Source organism: Nocardia sp. NPDC056952, assembly GCF_042674185.1.
Taxonomy (GTDB): Bacteria; Actinomycetota; Actinomycetes; order Mycobacteriales; family Mycobacteriaceae; genus Nocardia.
The window spans coordinates 1-17,795 of sequence record NZ_JBHURA010000008.1; the positions used below are offsets into that span (position 1 = coordinate 1).

The 17,795-nt window shown below is 68.2% G+C and carries 19 protein-coding genes; 13 read left to right on the plus strand and 6 right to left on the minus strand.

The features are described 5' to 3' along the window. The coding region (locus ACFTS5_RS25030; RefSeq protein ID WP_378635299.1) for a hypothetical protein at positions 1–696 on the plus strand (696 nt) is incomplete at its 5' end. Positions 697–769: 73 nt separating this feature from the next. Beyond that, positions 770–1,063, plus strand: a complete 294-nt coding sequence (locus ACFTS5_RS25035) for a hypothetical protein (protein WP_378635301.1) — start codon at positions 770–772, stop codon at positions 1,061–1,063. A gap of 77 nt (positions 1,064–1,140) precedes the next feature. Here the strand turns inward: ACFTS5_RS25035 and ACFTS5_RS25040 are convergent, their stop codons facing one another. Next, the gene (locus tag ACFTS5_RS25040; RefSeq protein ID WP_378635304.1) at positions 1,141–1,995 is read right to left on the minus strand and encodes a dienelactone hydrolase family protein; all 855 of its coding nucleotides are present in this window, start codon (positions 1,993–1,995) and stop codon (positions 1,141–1,143) included. Between the two features lie 36 nt (positions 1,996–2,031). Between ACFTS5_RS25040 and glmS the strand changes: the two genes are divergently transcribed. Next, on the plus strand, positions 2,032–3,912 hold the full coding sequence (gene glmS, locus ACFTS5_RS25045) for a glutamine--fructose-6-phosphate transaminase (isomerizing) (RefSeq protein ID WP_378635306.1): 1,881 nt from the start codon (positions 2,032–2,034) through the stop codon (positions 3,910–3,912). Positions 3,913–3,948: 36 nt separating this feature from the next. Here glmS and ACFTS5_RS25050 read toward each other — a convergent pair whose 3' ends face one another. Further along, on the minus strand, positions 3,949–4,371 hold the full coding sequence (locus tag ACFTS5_RS25050; RefSeq protein WP_378635309.1) for a plastocyanin/azurin family copper-binding protein: 423 nt from the start codon (positions 4,369–4,371) through the stop codon (positions 3,949–3,951). 71 nt (positions 4,372–4,442) lie between these two features. On the opposite strand from ACFTS5_RS25050, the gene ACFTS5_RS25055 reads away from it, so the two are divergent. The 7 genes from ACFTS5_RS25055 (at position 4,443) to tsaD (ending at position 10,921) form a co-directional block, all read left to right on the plus strand. Continuing rightward, positions 4,443–5,891 (plus strand): bifunctional ADP-dependent NAD(P)H-hydrate dehydratase/NAD(P)H-hydrate epimerase, encoded by a 1,449-nt coding sequence (locus tag ACFTS5_RS25055; protein WP_378635312.1) that lies wholly within the window; start codon positions 4,443–4,445, stop codon positions 5,889–5,891. Positions 5,892–5,911: 20 nt separating this feature from the next. Further along, complete coding sequence (gene alr / locus ACFTS5_RS25060; RefSeq protein WP_378635314.1) at positions 5,912–7,075, plus strand: alanine racemase; 1,164 nt, start codon at positions 5,912–5,914, stop codon at positions 7,073–7,075. Then, positions 7,072–8,148 (plus strand): alpha/beta fold hydrolase, encoded by a 1,077-nt coding sequence (locus tag ACFTS5_RS25065; RefSeq protein ID WP_378635316.1) that lies wholly within the window; start codon positions 7,072–7,074, stop codon positions 8,146–8,148. The genes alr and ACFTS5_RS25065 overlap by 4 nt, the downstream gene beginning before the upstream one ends. Beyond that, a complete protein-coding gene (gene tsaE, locus ACFTS5_RS25070) occupies positions 8,141–8,596 on the plus strand; it encodes a tRNA (adenosine(37)-N6)-threonylcarbamoyltransferase complex ATPase subunit type 1 TsaE (protein WP_056818220.1) in 456 nt (151 codons plus the stop codon). The genes ACFTS5_RS25065 and tsaE overlap by 8 nt, the downstream gene beginning before the upstream one ends. 65 nt (positions 8,597–8,661) lie before the next feature. Next, a complete protein-coding gene (gene tsaB / locus ACFTS5_RS25075) occupies positions 8,662–9,354 on the plus strand; it encodes a tRNA (adenosine(37)-N6)-threonylcarbamoyltransferase complex dimerization subunit type 1 TsaB (protein WP_378635319.1) in 693 nt (230 codons plus the stop codon). Between the two features lie 29 nt (positions 9,355–9,383). Further along, a complete protein-coding gene (rimI, locus tag ACFTS5_RS25080; RefSeq protein ID WP_101468212.1) occupies positions 9,384–9,878 on the plus strand; it encodes a ribosomal protein S18-alanine N-acetyltransferase in 495 nt (164 codons plus the stop codon). Next, entirely contained in the window at positions 9,875–10,921 is a 1,047-nt protein-coding gene (gene tsaD / locus ACFTS5_RS25085) for a tRNA (adenosine(37)-N6)-threonylcarbamoyltransferase complex transferase subunit TsaD (protein ID WP_378635322.1), read from the plus strand. Before rimI ends, tsaD begins: the two co-directional genes overlap by 4 nt. Before the next feature lie 70 nt (positions 10,922–10,991). Here tsaD and ACFTS5_RS25090 read toward each other — a convergent pair whose 3' ends face one another. Continuing rightward, complete coding sequence (locus ACFTS5_RS25090) at positions 10,992–12,473, minus strand: Hsp70 family protein (RefSeq protein ID WP_378635323.1); 1,482 nt, start codon at positions 12,471–12,473, stop codon at positions 10,992–10,994. A 351-nt stretch (positions 12,474–12,824) separates the two neighbouring features. Between ACFTS5_RS25090 and groES the strand changes: the two genes are divergently transcribed. After that, the gene (gene groES / locus ACFTS5_RS25095; protein WP_056818214.1) at positions 12,825–13,124 is read left to right on the plus strand and encodes a co-chaperone GroES; all 300 of its coding nucleotides are present in this window, start codon (positions 12,825–12,827) and stop codon (positions 13,122–13,124) included. Positions 13,125–13,208: 84 nt separating this feature from the next. Beyond that, complete coding sequence (groL, locus tag ACFTS5_RS25100) at positions 13,209–14,819, plus strand: chaperonin GroEL (RefSeq protein ID WP_378635326.1); 1,611 nt, start codon at positions 13,209–13,211, stop codon at positions 14,817–14,819. Between the two features lie 157 nt (positions 14,820–14,976). Here the strand turns inward: groL and ACFTS5_RS25105 are convergent, their stop codons facing one another. The 3 genes from ACFTS5_RS25105 to ACFTS5_RS25115 all read right to left on the minus strand — a co-directional run bounded on the left by ACFTS5_RS25105 (position 14,977) and on the right by ACFTS5_RS25115 (position 16,287). Then, entirely contained in the window at positions 14,977–15,228 is a 252-nt protein-coding gene (locus ACFTS5_RS25105) for a hypothetical protein (protein ID WP_378635329.1), read from the minus strand. Position 15,229: 1 nt separating this feature from the next. Next, positions 15,230–15,847, minus strand: a complete 618-nt coding sequence (locus ACFTS5_RS25110; protein WP_378635331.1) for a sigma-70 family RNA polymerase sigma factor — start codon at positions 15,845–15,847, stop codon at positions 15,230–15,232. A 146-nt stretch (positions 15,848–15,993) separates the two neighbouring features. Then, positions 15,994–16,287 (minus strand): WhiB family transcriptional regulator, encoded by a 294-nt coding sequence (locus ACFTS5_RS25115; RefSeq protein ID WP_022567299.1) that lies wholly within the window; start codon positions 16,285–16,287, stop codon positions 15,994–15,996. A gap of 620 nt (positions 16,288–16,907) precedes the next feature. Between ACFTS5_RS25115 and ACFTS5_RS25120 the strand changes: the two genes are divergently transcribed. Continuing rightward, entirely contained in the window at positions 16,908–17,741 is an 834-nt protein-coding gene (locus ACFTS5_RS25120; RefSeq protein WP_378635334.1) for a hypothetical protein, read from the plus strand. Positions 17,742–17,795: the final 54 nt, after the last annotated feature.

Sequence of the window (17,795 nt, forward strand, 5' to 3'; positions counted from 1 at the left end):
ACCGAGGACCCGTCGACCACCAAAGACGACGATGACGATGACGATGATGACGGCGACATCACCGACACGATCAGCGAAATCACCGATACGGTCAGCGAAGTGATGTCCGGTCTCACGTCGCTCGTGTCATCGGTGAGTGAACTCGAATCGCTCGTCACGAGCACGGCGGAGACGATCAGTTCCGGCCTCACCTCGCTCAGTACCTCGGTGCAAGAGGGTTTCGCGTCGATTTCGAGCCAGTTGAGCAGCTTGATGTCCGGTGGCGCGACATTCGATCTGAACGGCACCCAGGTCAGTGTGGGAACCGATGCGAACGGCCAACTCACGGTGAGCACCACCGACGCTGCCGGAAACTCACACGAATACGGCATGACGCTCGATGCCAACGGCATCCCGGTGATCATCGACGAGCAGACCAGCGGCGACATCGGCTCGGGCACACCGGAGACCGGCACGGGCCAAGGGCCGACCGGTCTCGAAGACACTGAGGAGGGGACATCCTCGGGTGCGACACCGAACCCGACCGGTTCCCTCAACGCCAAAGGCTATGCCGCGGAGAACATGCCGGGGGCGGGCTCCACGCCGAGTGCGGACAACGAGCCCGACGGTGAACATTGGGCGGAACAGTATCCGGTGAGCCAGCAACCCGATCCGGGTGACTCCGGTGCGGTCCTGGCGGAGGCGGGCCCGCTGTGAATCAACGAATTGAGGGGGTTTCGTGATGAGTCGATCACGGATCGAAGAAGGCGCCTACGATTTTCTTCGCCGGGTGCAGATTCTGGACTACGAGTACGACGAGATGCGCAACAGCCTCGCCGTGCACAACAACGGTCACGAGATTCTCGCCGAGATTCAAGCGGTCAGGGAGCGCGAAGCTGCCGAGGCCGAAGAGCGGGCACGGCTCGAAGCGGAGGAACGCGAGCGTCAAGAAGCCGCGGCCAGGGAGCAGCGCGAAGCCATCGCACGGTCTATCGCCGCTCGACGGGCCAATGACCGCGCTGCTCCGCTGGATGACGACGATCCCGAAGCCGAGTACTACCAGCGGAAGAGCTGGCTGGTCTGAATCGCCGGCGCGACGCCGAATACGGAGGGTGATCGCGCCGGGCCGACGTCGTTCGGACGGCCCGGGGGCTTCTTTCTCTAGCCGCGGATGAGCTTGGCGACCGTGCCGATGGACAGCTTGGGCGACTCGACCTCGACCTCGGCGTGGGGGTCGACGACCTTGGTGTGGGGGATCTCGGCTTCCGGGTCGGCGAAGGCCGCGTACTTCTTGTCGGCGAGGAGGGTGGCGAGCAGGTAGCCGGTGACCAGGGCTCGGGTGGCCTTGTCGGTTTTGTGTTCGTAGCGGCCCGCGCCGAGGGCGGCGAACAGGCGGCGGCCCTCGATGATGCCGTTGTGGGAGGCGCCGCCGATGGTGCGCAGGATCGACGGGCCCGACCAGGCGGCGGCGAGGGCGCGGGCGTTGGAGCTGACCGAGTCGAGATCGTCGCCGGTCAGGATCAGGCCGGGCGCGTCGATGTCGGGGGCGATGTTCTCCGCGGCGGGGGAGGTGGGGGCAGGGAAGAGAGCTACGACGGCGGCTACCCGGCGCTGAGCCGCGGCGATCACCGCGGCGCCTGCCCCCATGCCGTGGCCGGCGAGGGCGAGGCGGTCGGGGTGGACGCTGATGGTGCCGTCACCGAGGCGGACCTTGCTGACGATGTCGAGCGTGGTGAGCAAGTCGGTGCCGAGGTCCAGATGTGACGGAATCGGGCCACGCTCGGTATCGGGCGCGGCGACCACGAAACCCCACGACGCGATGTGTTCGAGCAGGCTCTTGTAGTTCTCGGCGCTGGTCAGCCAGCCGTGCGCGAACGCGACAGCGGGCAGGTTCAGCCCGGACTCGGGCGTGTACACCACACCCGGCTGACCTGCGATCCCTAAGTTCCCACGCAGCACCCGGTGGGGGCCACGCACGGACAGGGTGCTCACGAGCGATTTTGCAGACACCGACACGGCGAGAAGAGTATCCGATCAGTAGGGTGGGGGACCATGTGCGGAATCGTGGGGTACGTCGGATACCGGGATGCGCTGGGCGTTGTCGTCGACGCGCTGCGACGCATGGAGTATCGCGGATACGACTCCGCGGGGGTCGCGATCCTCGATGGAAACGGTGCTCTCGCGGTCGAACGTAAGGCCGGGCGGCTGGCCAATCTGGAAGCCGAACTGGGCGAGGCGGGGACCGAGCGTTTCGCCGGTTCGACCGGGATGGGGCACACCCGCTGGGCCACCCACGGCGCGCCGACCGACCGCAACGCGCACCCCCACCGCGACATCTCCGGCAAGCTCGCCGTCGTCCACAACGGCATCATCGAGAACTTCGCGCCGCTGCGCCGCGAGCTCGAGGACGTGGGCGTCGAGCTGCTGAGCGACACCGATACCGAGGTCGCGGTGCACCTGGTTTCGCGCGCGTACGCCGACGGCCCCACCGCGGGCGACTTCACCGCGAGTGTCCACGCCGTGTTGCAGCGGCTCGAGGGCGCGTTCACGCTCGTGTTCACCCACGCGGACCATCCCGGCACAATCGTGGCGGCCCGCCGGTCGACGCCGCTGGTCGTCGGGGTCGGCCAGGGCGAGATGTTCATCGCCTCCGACGTCACCGCGTTCATCGAGCACACCCGTGAGGCGGTCGAGCTCGGGCAGAACCAGGCCGTGGTGATCACGAAGGACGGCTACAGCGTCACCGACTTCGCGGGCAACACCGACGGGGTGGTCAGCCGGCCGTTCACCATCGACTGGGACCTCGCCGCCGCCGAGAAGGGCGGCCACGACTACTTCATGCTCAAGGAGATCGAGGAGCAGCCCACCGCCGTCGCCGACACCCTGATGGGGCATTTCGTCGTCGACGAGAAGGGCGGCCGGATCGTCCTCGACGAACAGCGCCTCGCCGACCAGGAACTGCGCGAATTCGACAAGGTGTTCGTCGTGGCGTGCGGCAGTTCCTACCACGCGGGCCTGCTCGCCAAGTACGCGATCGAGCACTGGACCCGGGTGCCGGTGGAGGTGGAGCTCGCCAGCGAATTCCGTTACCGCGACCCGGTTCTCGACCGGTCGACGCTGGTGGTGGCGATCTCGCAGTCCGGTGAAACCGCCGACACCCTCGAAGCGGTGCGCCACGCCAAGGAGCAGAAGGCGCGCGTGCTGGCCATCTGCAACACCAACGGGGCGCAGATCCCGCGCGAGTCCGACGCGGTGATCTACACGCGGACCGGGCCCGAGATCGGTGTCGCCTCGACCAAGGCGTTCCTGGCTCAGGTGGCCGCCAACTATCTGGTCGGTCTGGCCCTGGCGCAGGCGCGCGGGACCAAGTACCCCGACGAGGTGGCTCGCGAGTTCGCCGAACTGGAATCGATGCCGAAGCTGATCGCCCGGGTGCTCGAGACCGCGCCGCAGGTGCGGGCCATCGCGCGCGAGCTGGCGCACGTGCCGACGGTGCTGTTCCTCGGTCGCCACGTGGGTTACCCGGTGGCGCTCGAAGGCGCGCTCAAGCTCAAGGAACTGGCCTACATGCACGCCGAGGGCTTCGCCGCGGGCGAGCTCAAGCACGGGCCGATCGCACTGATCGAAGAGGGCCTGCCGGTGATCATCGTGATGCCGTCGCCGAAGGGGCGGGCGGTGCTGCATTCCAAGCTGCTCAGCAACATTCGCGAGATCCAGGCGCGCGGTGCCCGCACGATCGTGATCGCCGAAGAGGGCGATGACACCGTGCGCCCGTTCGCCGACGACCTGATCGAGATCCCGGCCGCCCCGACCCTGTACCAGCCGCTGCTGTCCACGGTGCCGCTGCAGATCTTCGCCGCCGAGGTGGCCCAGACTCTGGGCTACGACGTGGACAAGCCCCGCAACCTGGCCAAGTCGGTCACCGTCGAATAGGGACCGGGTGCCGGCCTCGACGCGAGGCCGGCAGGGTCACTTGACGGTGATGGATCCGCGCATGTCGGGGTGCAGGGTGCACATGTAGCGGTAGGTGCCGGCCTGGGTGAAGGTGTAGGACCATTCGCCCTTGTCGAAGATGGGGCTGTTGAGGCCCATCGCCTTGTCGCCGATGCCCTGCACGTTGTGCGGGACCTTGTCGGAGAACTTCCAGGTCACCGTCTCGCCGACCTTGATGGTGGCGTCGGCGGGTGCGTATTTCATGTCGCCGACCTCGACCGTGAGGTTGGTCGGGGCGTGCTGTTGGGTGGTCGTGGTGGTGACCGGGCGGGGTTTGCGGGTTGTGGTGGTGGCGGCGTTTCCCGAGTCGCCGGAACAGCCGGCGGACACCAGGGCGGCGGCCACGACTATTCCGGCGGCAAACCGGGCGGATGCGGCGCGGTGACGAACCATCGACATGGGTGTGGAGCGTAGTCTGCGAGCGACCCCGGGCCGGTCGGCGGCCCGTTTCGGGCAGCTGGGAGGCGACTATGTCGGATCGGCGTGGCTACTACACCGTCGACGAGGTGCGGGCGGCGGAAGCCGAGCTGTTCACGCGGGTGCCTGCGGGTATGCCGATGCGGCGGGCTGCCTTCGGGCTGGCCGGGGTGGTTGTCGACGAATTGCGGTCGCTGACCGGGGGCGTGGTCGGCCGAACCGTCGGACTGCTGGTGGGGTCGGGGGACAACGGCGGGGATGCGTTGTGGGCGGGGGCCTTCCTACGGCGTCGGGGCGTCCGGGTGTCGGCTGTTCTGCTGAATCCTGAACGGGCGCATCGGGAAGGGCTTGCTGCGTTGCGGGCAGCTGGGGGCCGGGTGGTCGATCGGCTCGATGGTGTCGATCTGGTGATCGATGGGATCGTGGGGATTTCCGGACGGGGGCCTTTGCGGCCCGGGGCGGCGGAAATAGTTGCTGCCCTGGATGTTCCGATTGTCTCGGCAGATCTGCCCAGTGGAGTCGATCCGGATACAGGGGCGGTGGATGGACCCGCGGTGACGGCGGATGTGACGGTGGCGTTCGGTGCCTATAAGCCGGTACATGCGTTGGCGGTGCCTCGGTGCGGGCGAATTGTGTTGGTGCCGATCGGGTTACGTCTTCCGGAGGCTGGGCTGGTGCAGCTCGATCCAGGAGCGGTGGGGGCCGGGTGGCCGGTGCCGGGGCCTGCTGACGACAAATACAGCCAGGGAGTGACGGGGGTTTGCGCGGGCAGTGCGAAGTACCCGGGGGCGGGGGTGTTGTGCACGGGTGCCGCGGTGGCGGCGACCTCGGGGATGGTTCGGTATGTGGGGTCCGACACCGAGGTATTGGAGAAGTTCCCCGAAGTTGTCGCCAGTTCGTCGATTTCGGAGACCGGGAGGGTGCAGGCCTGGGTGGTCGGACCGGGGGGTGGTACTGATCCGGGGGCCCGGGATCGGTTGGCCGAGGTGCTGGGTACCGATCTGCCGGTGTTGGTGGATGCGGATGGGTTGACGATCCTTGCCGAGGAACCGGGGCTGGTTCGGGGGCGATCCGCGGTGACGGTGCTGACGCCGCATGCGGGGGAATTCGCTCGGCTGACCGGTGGTGCGGTGGGGGCGGATCGGGTGGGGGCGGTGCGAAGGCTCGCGCAGGAGTGGGGGGTGACGGTTCTGCTCAAGGGCCGGGCGACGGTTGTCGCTTCGCCGGGGCAGCCGACGCTGGTCAATGACGCAGGTGGGGATTGGGCGGCCACGCCGGGGTCGGGGGATGTGCTGTCGGGGATTATCGGGGCGTTGCTCGCCGCGGGGTGTGCGGCGGGGTGGGCTGCGGCTGCCGGGGCTCGGGTACATGCGTTGGCGGCGAATCTGGCCGCTCATGAGGGTCGGGCGGCGGGGGCGCCTATTTCCGCTACGCCGTTGCTGGGGCATGTTCGGGAGGCCGTGCGGGTGTTGCGGGAGGTCGGTGGGGGCGAGGGTCGGTAGGCCCGGGACGGAGCCCAGGTATGGCGGATTCGGCGGGTCCTGGCACGATCGGGGGTGTGAATGCGCAAGTGGAGACGGTCGTCGACTTGGATGCCATTGCTCACAATGTGCAGGTGTTGCGGGAGTACGCGCACGGGGCCGCTGTGATGGTGGTGGTCAAGGCCGACGGGTACAACCATGGGGCGGTGGAGGTGGCTCGGGCCGCATTGGGGGCGGGTGCGCGGGAGCTGGGCGTGACCACCGTGGGGGAGGGACTGGCTCTGCGGGCGGCGGGGATCACGGCTCCTGTGCTGTGCTGGCTCAATACTGTCGACGCCGATTACGCGGGTGCTGTGGCGGGCGATCTCGAGATCGGGGTGTCGTCGCTGGCGCAGTTGCGGGCGGTGGAGCGCGCCGCGGTGGCGACGGGGCAGACCGCGACGGTGACGTTGAAGGTGGATACGGGGCTCAATCGCAACGGGGTGTCGGTGATCGAGTATCCGCAGGTCCTGCGTGCTGTGCGGGCGCTCGTCGACGGGCAGGTGGTGCGGTTACGGGCGATCTTCTCTCATCTCGCGCACGCCGATGAGCCGGGGCATCCGATGGTGGATCGGCAGCGGGACCGGTTCGTCGAGGCGATCGCGCTGGCCAAGGAGCACGGTCTCGAACCCGAACTCGTGCACCTGGCGAATTCGGCGGCCACCTTGACCAGACCAGATCTGCGGTTCGACATGGTTCGGCCGGGTATCTCGGTGTACGGGCTCTCGCCCATACCGGAGCTCGGACAATTCGGTCTGAAGCCCGCGATGACATTCCAGGCGGAGGTCGCGTTGGTGAAAAAGGTGGCGGCAGGGGAGGGCGTGTCGTACGGGCACCGGTGGATCGCACCGCGCGACACCACGATCGCGCTGGTGCCCGCGGGATATGCCGACGGCGTATTCCGTTCGCTCAGTGGACGTTTCGAGGTGTGGCTGGGCGGAGCCCGACACCGTAATGTCGGACGGGTGTGCATGGACCAGTTCATGGTCGACCTCGGCGACAACGCGGGCGGCGTGCGGGAGGGTGACCGCGCGGTGCTGTTCGGCGGCGGCGCGGGACAGCCACACGCACTCGATTGGGCGCGGGCGCTGGACACGATCGACTATGAAGTCGTCTGCGCGCCGCGCGGCCGTGTGGTCCGCCGCTACGTGGGTACCGGCCGATGACCCGGCGCACGGTGATCCGCCGCGGTGGCCTGGCGACCGCCGGCCTGCTCGCGGGCCTCGCCATCGCCCACACCCTGCGCCAGATCGGCGCGCGAGTGATGTGGCCCGCCGAGCGTGACGAATACCGCGACGAGAACTTCGCCCTGATCGACGACGACGAACCGGGCATGGTGCTCGCCGACGACGGGGTGTCGCTGGCCACCCGCACCTACGGCGACGAGGCGGCCGAAGTCACGGTCGTCTTCGTGCACGGATTCTGCAACAGCATGGAGTCCTTCCACTTCCAGCGCCGCGATCTCGCGCGGCAGTGGGGGTCGAGGATGCGGATGGTGTTCTTCGATCTGCGCGGACACGGACGCTCCGGCACACCGAGTACCGAGAGCTGCACGGTCGCCCAGCTCGGCCGCGACCTCGCCACGGTGATCCGTGAGTGCGCGCCGACGGGGCCGGTGGTGCTGGTCGGGCATTCGCTCGGCGGAATGGCCGTGCTCGCGGCGGCCGCGCAGTTCCCCGAGCTGTTCGCGACGCGGGTGCGCGCGGTCGGGCTGCTGAGCACCGCCGCCGCGGAGGTGACCGCGACCGGGATCTCGCAACTGGTTCGGCATCCCGCGGTCGACGGCTTCCGGCTGGCGGTGCGGACGGCGCCGACGCTGGTGCAGTTCAGCCGCAGCGCGAGCAAGCACGTGGTGACGCCGATCCTGCACGTGAGCTCGTTCCACGGCCCCGTGAGCCCGACGCTGTCGCGATTCACCACGATGATGATCGACCGCACGCCCGTCGGCACCATCGAAAAGTTCCTGAAAGCGATTGAGCTGCACGATGAGTCAGCCGCATTGCCCGTCCTCGGCGAGCTGCCGGTACTCATCCTCGGCGGTGCGCACGACGTGGTGATCCCGTTCCGCAACTCCCGCGAACTGGCGGCGGAACTACCGGGCAGCGAACTGGTCCGGGTGCGTGAGGCGGCGCACATGCCGCACCTGCAGTTCCCCGAGGTGAGCCTGGCCGCACTCGACCGGCTGCTCGCGCGGGCGGGAATCATCGGCAACCGCGGCGAGGAGGCCGTCGGTGGCTGACCCGCACCAGCGCGTTCTCGACACCGTCGAGGACACCGAAGCATTCGGCCGCGAACTGGCGGCCACCCTGCGCCCGGGTGACCTGGTCGTGCTCGACGGCCCGCTCGGCGCCGGTAAAACCGCGTTGACCCGCGGAATCGCCGCCGGACTCGGTGTCGCGGGCCGGGTCAGCTCGCCGACGTTCATCATCGCGCGGGCACACAAGGCCGGAGTGCGGCCGGACGGCACGCCCGGGGTGGCGATGGTGCATGTCGACGCCTACCGCCTCGCGGGCGACCTCGACGAACTGGACTCGCTCGACCTCGACACCGACCTGCACCACGCGGTCGTCGTCGTGGAATGGGGCAAGGGGGTCGTCGAACACCTCGCTGACCGGCATCTGCGAGTGCAACTCGCCCGGGAGCCGGAATCCGATGTGCGCACGGCGATCTGGGAATGGATCGAATAACGCGCGATCATGCGCGCACCGGTGCGCGCCGAGCGCCGATACCACCCGGTATTGTTGAGACAATCATGCTCGTACTAGCAGTCGACACCGCGACACCCGCCGTTACAGCGGGATTGGTGCACCTGTCACCTGCCGGTGAACCCGGCACCCGCCCCGCCGTGGCGACGCTCGCTGCCCGCGTGAAGGTCGACGCCCGCGCGCACGCCGAGGTCCTCACTCCGCAGATCCTGGAGTGTCTAGCCGAGGCGGGGGTGCGCCGCGACGAGCTCGACGCGGTCGTCGTCGGGCTCGGACCTGGACCGTTCACCGGGCTACGCGTGGGAATGGCCACCGCGGCCGCCTTCGGTGACGCGCTCGGGTTACCCGTGCACGGGGTGTGCAGTCTCGACGCCATCGCCGCCGACACGATCGGTGAGAAGCGAGATCCCGGCGAGCTGTTGGTGGTCACCGACGCGCGCAGGCGCGAGGTGTACTGGGCCAAGTATCTGAACGGGGCGCGGGTCGCCGGTCCCGAGGTGAACAAGGCTGTCGACGTTCCGGTGGGTGAGGCCGCGGCGATCGCCGGGTCGGCCGCGCACGTGGACTTCTTCGATCTGCCGGTGCTGCCCAGCGAGACGCCCTCGCCTGCCGGGCTGGTCACCGTCGCGGCGTCGGCGCTGCTGGCGGGAGAGGCACCGCAAGCGCTGGTGCCGTTGTATCTGCGCAGGCCCGATGCGGTGGAGAACAGCTTCCGCACCCTCGACCGGACCGGGGCGTGAGTGCCGTGACCGAGTACCTGATCGCTCCCATGACCCTGCCCGACATCGACCGTTGCGTCGAACTCGAGCACCTGCTGTTCCCCGAGGACGACCCGTGGCAGGCGGTGTCGTTCCGGTCCGAGCTGGCCGGCGGGCACAACCGCTACATCACCGCGCGCACCGCCGACGGGGTGATGGTCGGCTACGCGGGCATCGCGCTGCTCGGTGACGACGCCCATCCCGAGGCCGAGGTGCACACGATCGGTGTCGACCCGGAATGTCATCGGGGCGGCATCGGCACGCTGCTGCTCGAAGCGCTGCTGGCGACGGCGGCCGAACGCGGCGGGCCGGTGTTCCTCGAGGTGCGCACAGACAACGCGCCCGCCATCGCGATGTACGCCAAGCACGGGTTTCACATCATCGGGCTGCGCAAGAACTACTACCACCCCAGCGGGGCCGACGCGTACACGATGCGCCGTCCGGAACTGACCGCCGCGGCCGATGAATGGGCCGCGCGCGGCCGGCAGGACGAGGTGTTGTCGTGATCGTCATGGGGATCGAAAGCTCGTGCGACGAAACGGGAGTCGGCATCGTGCGCCGTCATTCCGATGGCTCGGTCGAGCTGCTCGCCGATGAGGTGGCCTCGAGCGTCGACCAGCACGCCCGCTTCGGCGGCGTGGTGCCCGAGATCGCCTCGCGCGCACATCTCGAGGCGATCGTGCCCGCGATGCGCCGTGCGCTGGCGACCGCGGGAATCAGCAAGCCGGACGCGCTCGCCGTCACCATCGGGCCGGGGCTGGCCGGTGCGCTGCTGGTGGGGGTGGCCGCGGCCAAGGCCTATGCGGCGGCGTGGGATGTGCCGTTCTACGCGCTCAACCACCTCGGTGGGCACGTGGCGGTCGATACGCTCGAGCACGGGCCGATGCCGCCCGCGGTGGCGCTGCTCGTGTCCGGTGGGCATACGCACCTGTTGCAGGTCACGGATCTGGGTGAGCCGATCACCGAACTCGGCAGCACCGTCGACGATGCCGCCGGGGAGGCGTTCGACAAGGTCGCGCGGCTGCTCGGTCTCGGCTATCCCGGTGGGCCGGCCCTCGACGCTGCCGCCGGCTCGGGTGACGCGCGGGCGATCGCCTTTCCCCGTGGGATGACCGGGCCCCGTGACGCGCGCTACGACTTCTCCTTCTCCGGCCTCAAGACCGCGGTGGCCCGCTATGTCGAGGCCGCGCAGCGTCAGGGCATCACGCCCGACCAGCTGCCGATTCCCGATATCGCCGCGTCCTTTCAGGAGGCGGTGGCGGATGTGCTGACGATGAAGGCTGTCCGGGCGGCGACCGACGTCGGTGTCGACACGATCGTGCTCGGCGGCGGCGCCACCGCTAACTCGCGGATTCGATCACTGGCCGAAGAGCGGTGTGCTGCCGCGGGTTTGACGCTTCGGGTGCCCAAGCCACGGCTGTGCACGGACAACGGTGTGATGATCGCGGCGCTGGGCGCGCACGTGATCGCGGCGGGTGCGCAGCCTGCTGAACTGACTGTCGCCACCGATCCCGGGCTGCCGGTCTCGGTGAGCGCCCTGCGCGGCTAGCGCCCGTCCTGCCTGGTCGCATGGCACTCCTGAAGAACCCACCACCGGTCCACTCGGCGCAGTGCGCGTGCTAATCGGCTGGCGGTAAGGGGATTTCGTCTGTCGCGGTGGCCGACGGAATCGGGAGGGTGCTGTTGGCGGGGGCCTGCGTGGGCGAGGTATTGGGGGTGGAGGGACGTTGTCTGCCGCCGCCGGAGGAGCCGCTGTCCAAGGGGCCGCCGAGAGGAGACTCGGGGTAGGGGATCTGCGGGAGGTTCGGATCGGGGCGCAGGGTGGGGGCTGTCGTCGAGGTGGGCGCGGAGGGCGTGGTGCCGCTCGGGCTCGGCGCCCCGGTGGTGGCATTCGGTGCTTCGGTCGCGGGCGGGGCCACGGTGGCGCCGGTGCGTTCGGTGCTCTCGCGATTGGCGGGGGTGGGTGCCGGGGAGGGCACCAGCGGTAACGGGGATTGACGCACGGTGCTGCTCGTGCCGGCGGGGGTGACATCGGGGGCGTCGGGCGAGACTGCCTGCACGCCGTAGCCGATCACCAGGCCGACCACCACGACCGCGCCGACGAGGGTGCCGACGACCTTGGCGAAGGTGCCACTCGGTGCGTCGGCGTGCCCAACGCCCGGCAGTCCGGACGGTGCCGCGGCGTCGGCGACCAGCGCCGCGCCCTTGGCGATGACGGCCTCGGGGTCGGGCACGGTGAGCACGGGGACGTCGAGGCGCGATTCGAGAATGTCGATGACACACGGGATGTTGGCGCAGCCACCGATCACGGCGACGGCGTCGGGGTACTTCGGCGCGCGGGTGAACACCGACGACGAGAACAGCGCGATATTGCGCAGAAGGCCGTCGATGAGCTCCTCGAAATCGGGACGGGTGAGCTCCAGCCCCTGCCCCGCTACATGATCGATGGTGACGACGGGTGCCAGCGACAGGTGTTCCTTGGCCGCACGGCCACGGTTGGTCAGGGTGGTGCGGTTGGGCCGGGTGCCACGTCGGGCGTAGTGCAGGTCGACCAGGTGGTGGTAGATCAGCTCGTCGATCGCGTTGCCGCTCAGCGTCGGCGTCCGTTCGGTGTGCAGCACCACGTTGTCGGTGTAATCGGCCACGGTGACGGTGAGTCCGGTCGCGCCCAGGTCGATCACGGCGACGGTGGGGTAGCGGTCGAGCAGTCCGGTGTGGCGCAGATAGGCGAGGGCGGCGGCGCCCTCGGTGACGAGCCGCAGATCACGGTGGCGCGTGGTGGCGGCCCGAATGGCTTGTGCCTGTTCCTTGTTGCGGTAGGCGACGGCGACGCTGGTCGGTGGCCGTGACCGGGCCGACTCGGCGCGGCGGTGGCCGCCGGAATAGCGCCCGAGCGGTTCGCCTGCCATCGCCGCCTGTGACACCGGCAGCTGGGTGGTCATCAATTCGATCGAGGACGATACGAGATCGCCGAGATCGGAATGTGCCTCATCTGCGGAAACGACCCGGTAGTCGAAAGTCTGCTCGCCCGCGGGCCCCGTCGCGACCAATGCCGAGCACACCACCTCGTTCCCGGCCGAGATGCCGAGGGATGTTCGCATGTTCACCTCCCTTCAAGCCGATGGTGCTCTCCGAGCGGATGGCGCCTTCCTGTGCTATGTCACAGCCTGTTATGCGAACGTTACAGATTGTGGCAGGCGATGTGAAGATCACTGGCCAGTGTGGGCGTGTCGAAAATGCGACATCGGCAGAACCCGACCTTGAGTGCTGGCACTCTCGCGTATAGAGTGCTAGTCGGCACTGTGAAGCTGTACTTGTGCCAGTCGACTTCTGGGCTTCGGCTCCGGCACCCGCGACGACGGGGCTGTGCGCAGGGTCGCGAGCTGACCGAAACCCGGCCTGGGACACCAGTTCCGGACAACCGAATTTCCCCTGAAAGTGGAGGGCTCAACGTGGCGAGCGTGAACATCAAGCCGCTCGAGGACAAGATCCTCGTCCAGGCCAACGAGGCCGAGACGACGACGGCCTCCGGCCTGGTCATCCCGGACACGGCCAAGGAGAAGCCCCAGGAGGGCACCGTCATCGCCGTCGGCGCGGGTCGCGTCACCGACAAGGGTGACCGCATCCCGGTCGATGTCAAAGAAGGCGACGTCGTCATCTACAGCAAGTACGGCGGCACCGAGATCAAGTACCAGGGTGGGGAATACCTCATCCTCTCGGCGCGCGACATCCTGGCCGTCGTCACCAAGTAAGGCCAACGCCGCATCAGCGTTCCGCCCCGGCGTCTTCACAGGCCCGGGGCGGATTGCGTTCACAAACAGGAGCTGAATCCTCTTATGCCCAAGCAGATCGAGTTCGACGAAAAGGCTCGCCGGGCTCTGGAACGCGGTGTCGACAAGCTGGCCGACGCCGTCAAGGTGACCCTCGGCCCCCGCGGCCGGCATGTGGTGCTGGCCAAGGCTTTCGGTGGCCCGACCGTCACCAACGACGGTGTCACCATCGCGCGTGAGATCGACCTCGAGGACCCCTTCGAGAACCTCGGCGCACAGCTCGTCAAGAGCGTCGCCACCAAGACCAACGATGTCGCGGGCGACGGCACCACCACCGCCACCGTGCTGGCCCAGGCGTTCGTGCGCGGCGGCCTGAAGAACGTCGCCGCGGGCGCCAACCCGATCACCCTCGGCCAGGGCATCGCCGCTGCCGCCGAGAAGGTGTCGGAGGTGCTGCTCGCGCTGGCCACCCCCGTCTCCGGCGAGAAGGCCATCGCCCAGGTCGCCACAGTCTCCTCGCGCGACGAGGAAATCGGCGACATGGTCGGTAAGGCGCTCACCACGGTCGGCAAGGACGGCGTCGTGACCGTCGAGGAATCCTCGACCACGAACACCGAACTCGTCATCACCGAAGGTGTGCAGTTCGACAAGGGCTACCTCTCGCCCTACTTCCAGACCGATCCCGAGACCCAGCAGGCCGTGCTCGAGGACACCTACGTCCTGCTGCATCGCGACAAGATCAGCTCGCTGCCCGATCTGCTGCCGCTGCTGGAGAAGATCGCCGAGTCCGGCAAGGCCGTGCTGATCGTGGCCGAGGACGTCGACGGCGAAGCGCTGTCGACCCTCGTGGTCAACTCGATCCGCAAGACCATCAAGGCCGTCGCCGTCAAGGCGCCGTTCTTCGGTGACCGTCGCAAGGCGTTCCTCGACGACCTGGCCGTCGTCACCGGTGGCACCGTGATCAACCCCGATCTCGGCGTCACCCTGCGCGAGGCCACCATCGAGCAGCTGGGTCAGGCGCGTCGCGTCGTCGTCACCAAGGATGAGACCGTGCTGATCGACGGCGCGGGCTCCGACGAGGACATCAAGGGCCGCAGCGCGCAGCTGCGTCGCGAGATCGAGGCCTCGGACTCCGACTGGGATCGCGAGAAGCTCGAAGAGCGTCTGGCGAAGCTGGCCGGTGGCGTCGCGGTGATCAAGGTCGGCGCTGCCACCGAGACCGCGCTCAAGGAGCGCAAGTACCGCGTCGACGACGCGGTCGCCGCCGCCAAGGCCGCGGTCGAGGAGGGCATCGTCCCCGGTGGTGGTTCGGCGCTCGTGATCGCCGCTGCCGCGCTGGTCGAGCTGCGTGACTCGTTCACCGGCGACAAGGCCGTCGGTGTCGAGGTGGTTCGCAAGGGCCTCGAGGCGCCGCTGTACTGGATCGCCAGCAACGCCGGTCTCGACGGTGCGGTTGTCGTCGCCAAGGTCTCCGAGGGCAAGGAAGGCTTCAACGCCGCCACCCTGACCTACGGCGACCTGCTCGCCGACGGTGTCGTCGACCCGGTCAAGGTGACCCGCTCCGCCGTGGTGAACGCCGCCTCGGTCGCGCGGATGATCCTGACCACCGAGAGCGCCATCGTGGAGAAGCCGGCTGAGGCCGACGACGACCACGGGCACCACGGTCACTCGCACTGAGTTGTCGGAGCGCTGGCGCGCTTGAGTTCGCGGCCACCACGGGCCGCGAACCGCCGCTGCGCGGCGAGACCCTCCTCAGGGTCGGGTCGTGCGTGGCGGGTTGGTGATATGACGAAGGCCCCCGGATCGCTATCGCGATCTGGGGGCCTTTCGTCGTTCAGCTGGCTACCGGGGGATCTTCGGCATCCAGGGCGGCCAGTAAACGGGCGCGCAGGGACGGTGGCGGTGGGGTGGGGGTTGCGGACGCGAGCTGGGCGAGAGCTTCGCGGGTACCGCGAACCTCTCGCAGGAACTGCGTACACAGGGTGGAGTCTTCGGTATCGATGATGGTCTGGATCGCGTGATGGTCTTCGTCGTCGATCAATCCGAGCGCGACGGTGTGCGCGAGATCGATCTGGGCTTCGTTCATCTCACGTCACCCCCAAACTTTTCTTCAGTCGTGTCAATCCGTCCCGAATTCGGGACTTAACGGTCGGTAACCCGATGCCGAGGTATGTCGCTACCTCCGCGTAGGTCCGCCCGCCGTAGTAGGCGAGCGAGATCGCCTCGCGCTGGGTCTCGGTGAGGGTCGAGAGTCCGCGCTGGACGGCCTGTTGTTCTAGTCTGCGTTCCACCTCCTCGGTGACCTCGTCGAATTCGTGTCCGAGCACCCGGATCCCGTACGCGACCTCGCGCTGGGTGTGGGCTTGCTCGGCGCGAACCCGGTCGACCGCGCGCCGGTGTGCCAACGTCATCAGCCAGGTCACCGCCGACCCCTTGGCGGGGTCGAAACTCGTGGCGGTACGCCAGATCTGGAGATAGACCTCCTGAGTGGTCTCCTCCGCGTACCCGGGGTCGTGGAGCACCCGCAGGACCAGGCCGAAAACGCGCGCGGACGTTCGGTCGTACAGCTCGGCAAAGGCCTGCTGGTCGGACAGACCGCATCGTTCCAGCAGTGCAGCTAGCTCGACTCCTTCGGCCGCGCGTGCGGTAACCGCAGAATCCACGCTCGGTGGAAAGGCTTCGCTTCGGAACCCATTCTGTGTCATCGGTCACGAATGTAGCCCGAGGCTATGACCTCCCGCGACCGGGGGTGCCTTTTATTCGGGTGCCAGCTGTTTGCTAGAGATTCGGCGCGCCACGGCCAGCGGATTGGAACAGATTTGCCAACCCGGCCAGACGGGCCCGGTTGGCCTCAGACGGCCATCCGTCGCCGGTTGCGGCGGGCGTGCATCTCGCGTTCGGTCTCGGACATGCCGCCCCAGATGCCATAGGGCTCGCTGACCTTGAGGGCATGGGTGCGGCACTGCATCAGCACGGGGCAGGCCCGGCAGATCTCCTTGGCGCGCATCTCGCGCGCCGTGCGGGCGCGGCCGCGTTCGCCGTCGGGGTGGAAGAAGACCGCGGAGTCCTGACCGCGGCACGAGCCACGCATCTGCCAGTCCCAGACATCGGCGTTCGGTCCGGGGAGGTGGGTGGGCATGGGCATGTGAACTCCTTGAGGCGCGAGCTCGTCAGCGTTGTCGAGCGAGTGGTGCGGCAGGTCTTCGCGCCACCCGATGGGGGTGGCCGGCTCGACGGTGCCTGACGGTGCCGCTCGGAGGTCGCTGCGATTTCGCGCGGCGCCAACCGTGGCGATGAGCTACGTTAGGTGCAGGCGGGAATTTCCGTCAATAGTTCGGCGCATGAGTTCAGTAAATCTGCAACGCTGAAATTTAACCTACTCACTATTTACATTTCACACCCGATCCCTCCATACTGTTTGGTTGGCTATGGATCGGGTGTCTTCGCGTTTCCGAGACATCCCATATTTTCCCAGGTCGCGCCGGTCGGAGCCTGGTTCGTGCCGGTGACGGCCAGGGTGGCCGGGTGTGCTGGATCACAACGGCCTCCGCCGCCGGACTGCGTGCAGATGGCGAAAACGGGGCGTGAAGGTTAATTGCGCGAAACGCATGTGAATTCGAGACTTTCCGGTAGTGGCATCGGGGAGCGGAGATTTACCTGATGGCAACATCGACACTCGAGAGAAATGCTGATTGTTTGCTGATTGCCCCTCGTCGATCCATAACATGGGAGCCGCCCGGGGTAGGTGGCGGCTAGAGTCTCGTCGTGCAGACAACGGCCTCACCCGCGGATATCGGTTCCGAAATACTCGTTTCGACTGCTTTCGGGCCCACTCCGGGCCTGGCCGCTGCGGAGTTGCCGGAGCCGGCAGACCCGTTGTCGCGGTGGTACCGCGCGGTCGCTCTCGGCGGACAGGGCCGCTACGCCGCCGCCCGTGCTGACCTGCTGATATCGGCCAGAACCGCGACCGATCCCGGCCTGAAATCCCTCGTCGAGAGCACCCGTGGATCGCTGCTGCGCCAGCTCGGCGATCACGCGGGTGCGGCAGCGTTCGACGGCCGCGCCGCGGCGATCGCACTCGGCGCCACCGGAGCGTCCCGCGACGAGGCGCTCGCCGACGCGTATACGGGCCTGGCCGCCGATGCCCTCGGTACCGGTCGACTCGCGCTGGCCCGCACACTGCTCGGCCGGGTACGGCCACTGCTCGGCGCGGCACCTCCGCGAGCCGAGGTGCGCTGGCACTGGGTGCGCGCCGAGACCGCGCTCGCCGGCGGTGAAGCGGGCGAAGCGCTGCGCGACGCGGTCGCGGCGGCCGAACTCGCCGCGGCGCTGCCCTCTGTGCGTCACCAGGTGAAATCGGCACTGCTCGTGGCGGCCGCGACAGCAGCGACCGGCGATCTCGCCGGGGCCGCCGAACTGGCCGTGCGAGTCGACGCGGACTGCCGCGAAAACGGCCTTCTCCCACTGCGATGGGCCACCGCGATGCTGCGCTCGGGAGTCGCCGAACCGGCTCTGGCGCACGACGCGGCGGGCGAAGCCGCAGATCATGGCGCCCGTCTACGGGCCTGGGGTGGGGACATCGCCCCGCTGGGTGCCTGATTCGCTCCAGATGATCTTTCTGAGAGCTCGGTTAGAAGCGACCACGCCCGCTGG

Bases quoted from the DNA above. Each gene is read 5' to 3' on its own strand.
- glmS (WP_378635306.1), top strand. From the start codon at position 2,032: ATGTGCGGAATCGTGGGGTACGTCGGATACCGGGATGCGCTGGGCGTT.
- ACFTS5_RS25050 (WP_378635309.1), bottom strand. From the start codon at position 4,371: ATGTCGATGGTTCGTCACCGCGCCGCATCCGCCCGGTTTGCCGCCGGA.
- ACFTS5_RS25055 (WP_378635312.1), top strand. From the start codon at position 4,443: ATGTCGGATCGGCGTGGCTACTACACCGTCGACGAGGTGCGGGCGGCG.
- alr (WP_378635314.1), top strand. From the start codon at position 5,912: ATGGCGGATTCGGCGGGTCCTGGCACGATCGGGGGTGTGAATGCGCAA.
- ACFTS5_RS25065 (WP_378635316.1), top strand. From the start codon at position 7,072: ATGACCCGGCGCACGGTGATCCGCCGCGGTGGCCTGGCGACCGCCGGC.
- tsaB (WP_378635319.1), top strand. From the start codon at position 8,662: ATGCTCGTACTAGCAGTCGACACCGCGACACCCGCCGTTACAGCGGGA.
- rimI (WP_101468212.1), top strand. From the start codon at position 9,384: ATGACCCTGCCCGACATCGACCGTTGCGTCGAACTCGAGCACCTGCTG.
- ACFTS5_RS25090 (WP_378635323.1), bottom strand. From the start codon at position 12,473: ATGCGAACATCCCTCGGCATCTCGGCCGGGAACGAGGTGGTGTGCTCG.
- groL (WP_378635326.1), top strand. From the start codon at position 13,209: ATGCCCAAGCAGATCGAGTTCGACGAAAAGGCTCGCCGGGCTCTGGAA.
- ACFTS5_RS25105 (WP_378635329.1), bottom strand. From the start codon at position 15,228: ATGAACGAAGCCCAGATCGATCTCGCGCACACCGTCGCGCTCGGATTG.
- ACFTS5_RS25110 (WP_378635331.1), bottom strand. From the start codon at position 15,847: ATGACACAGAATGGGTTCCGAAGCGAAGCCTTTCCACCGAGCGTGGAT.
- ACFTS5_RS25115 (WP_022567299.1), bottom strand. From the start codon at position 16,287: ATGCCCATGCCCACCCACCTCCCCGGACCGAACGCCGATGTCTGGGAC.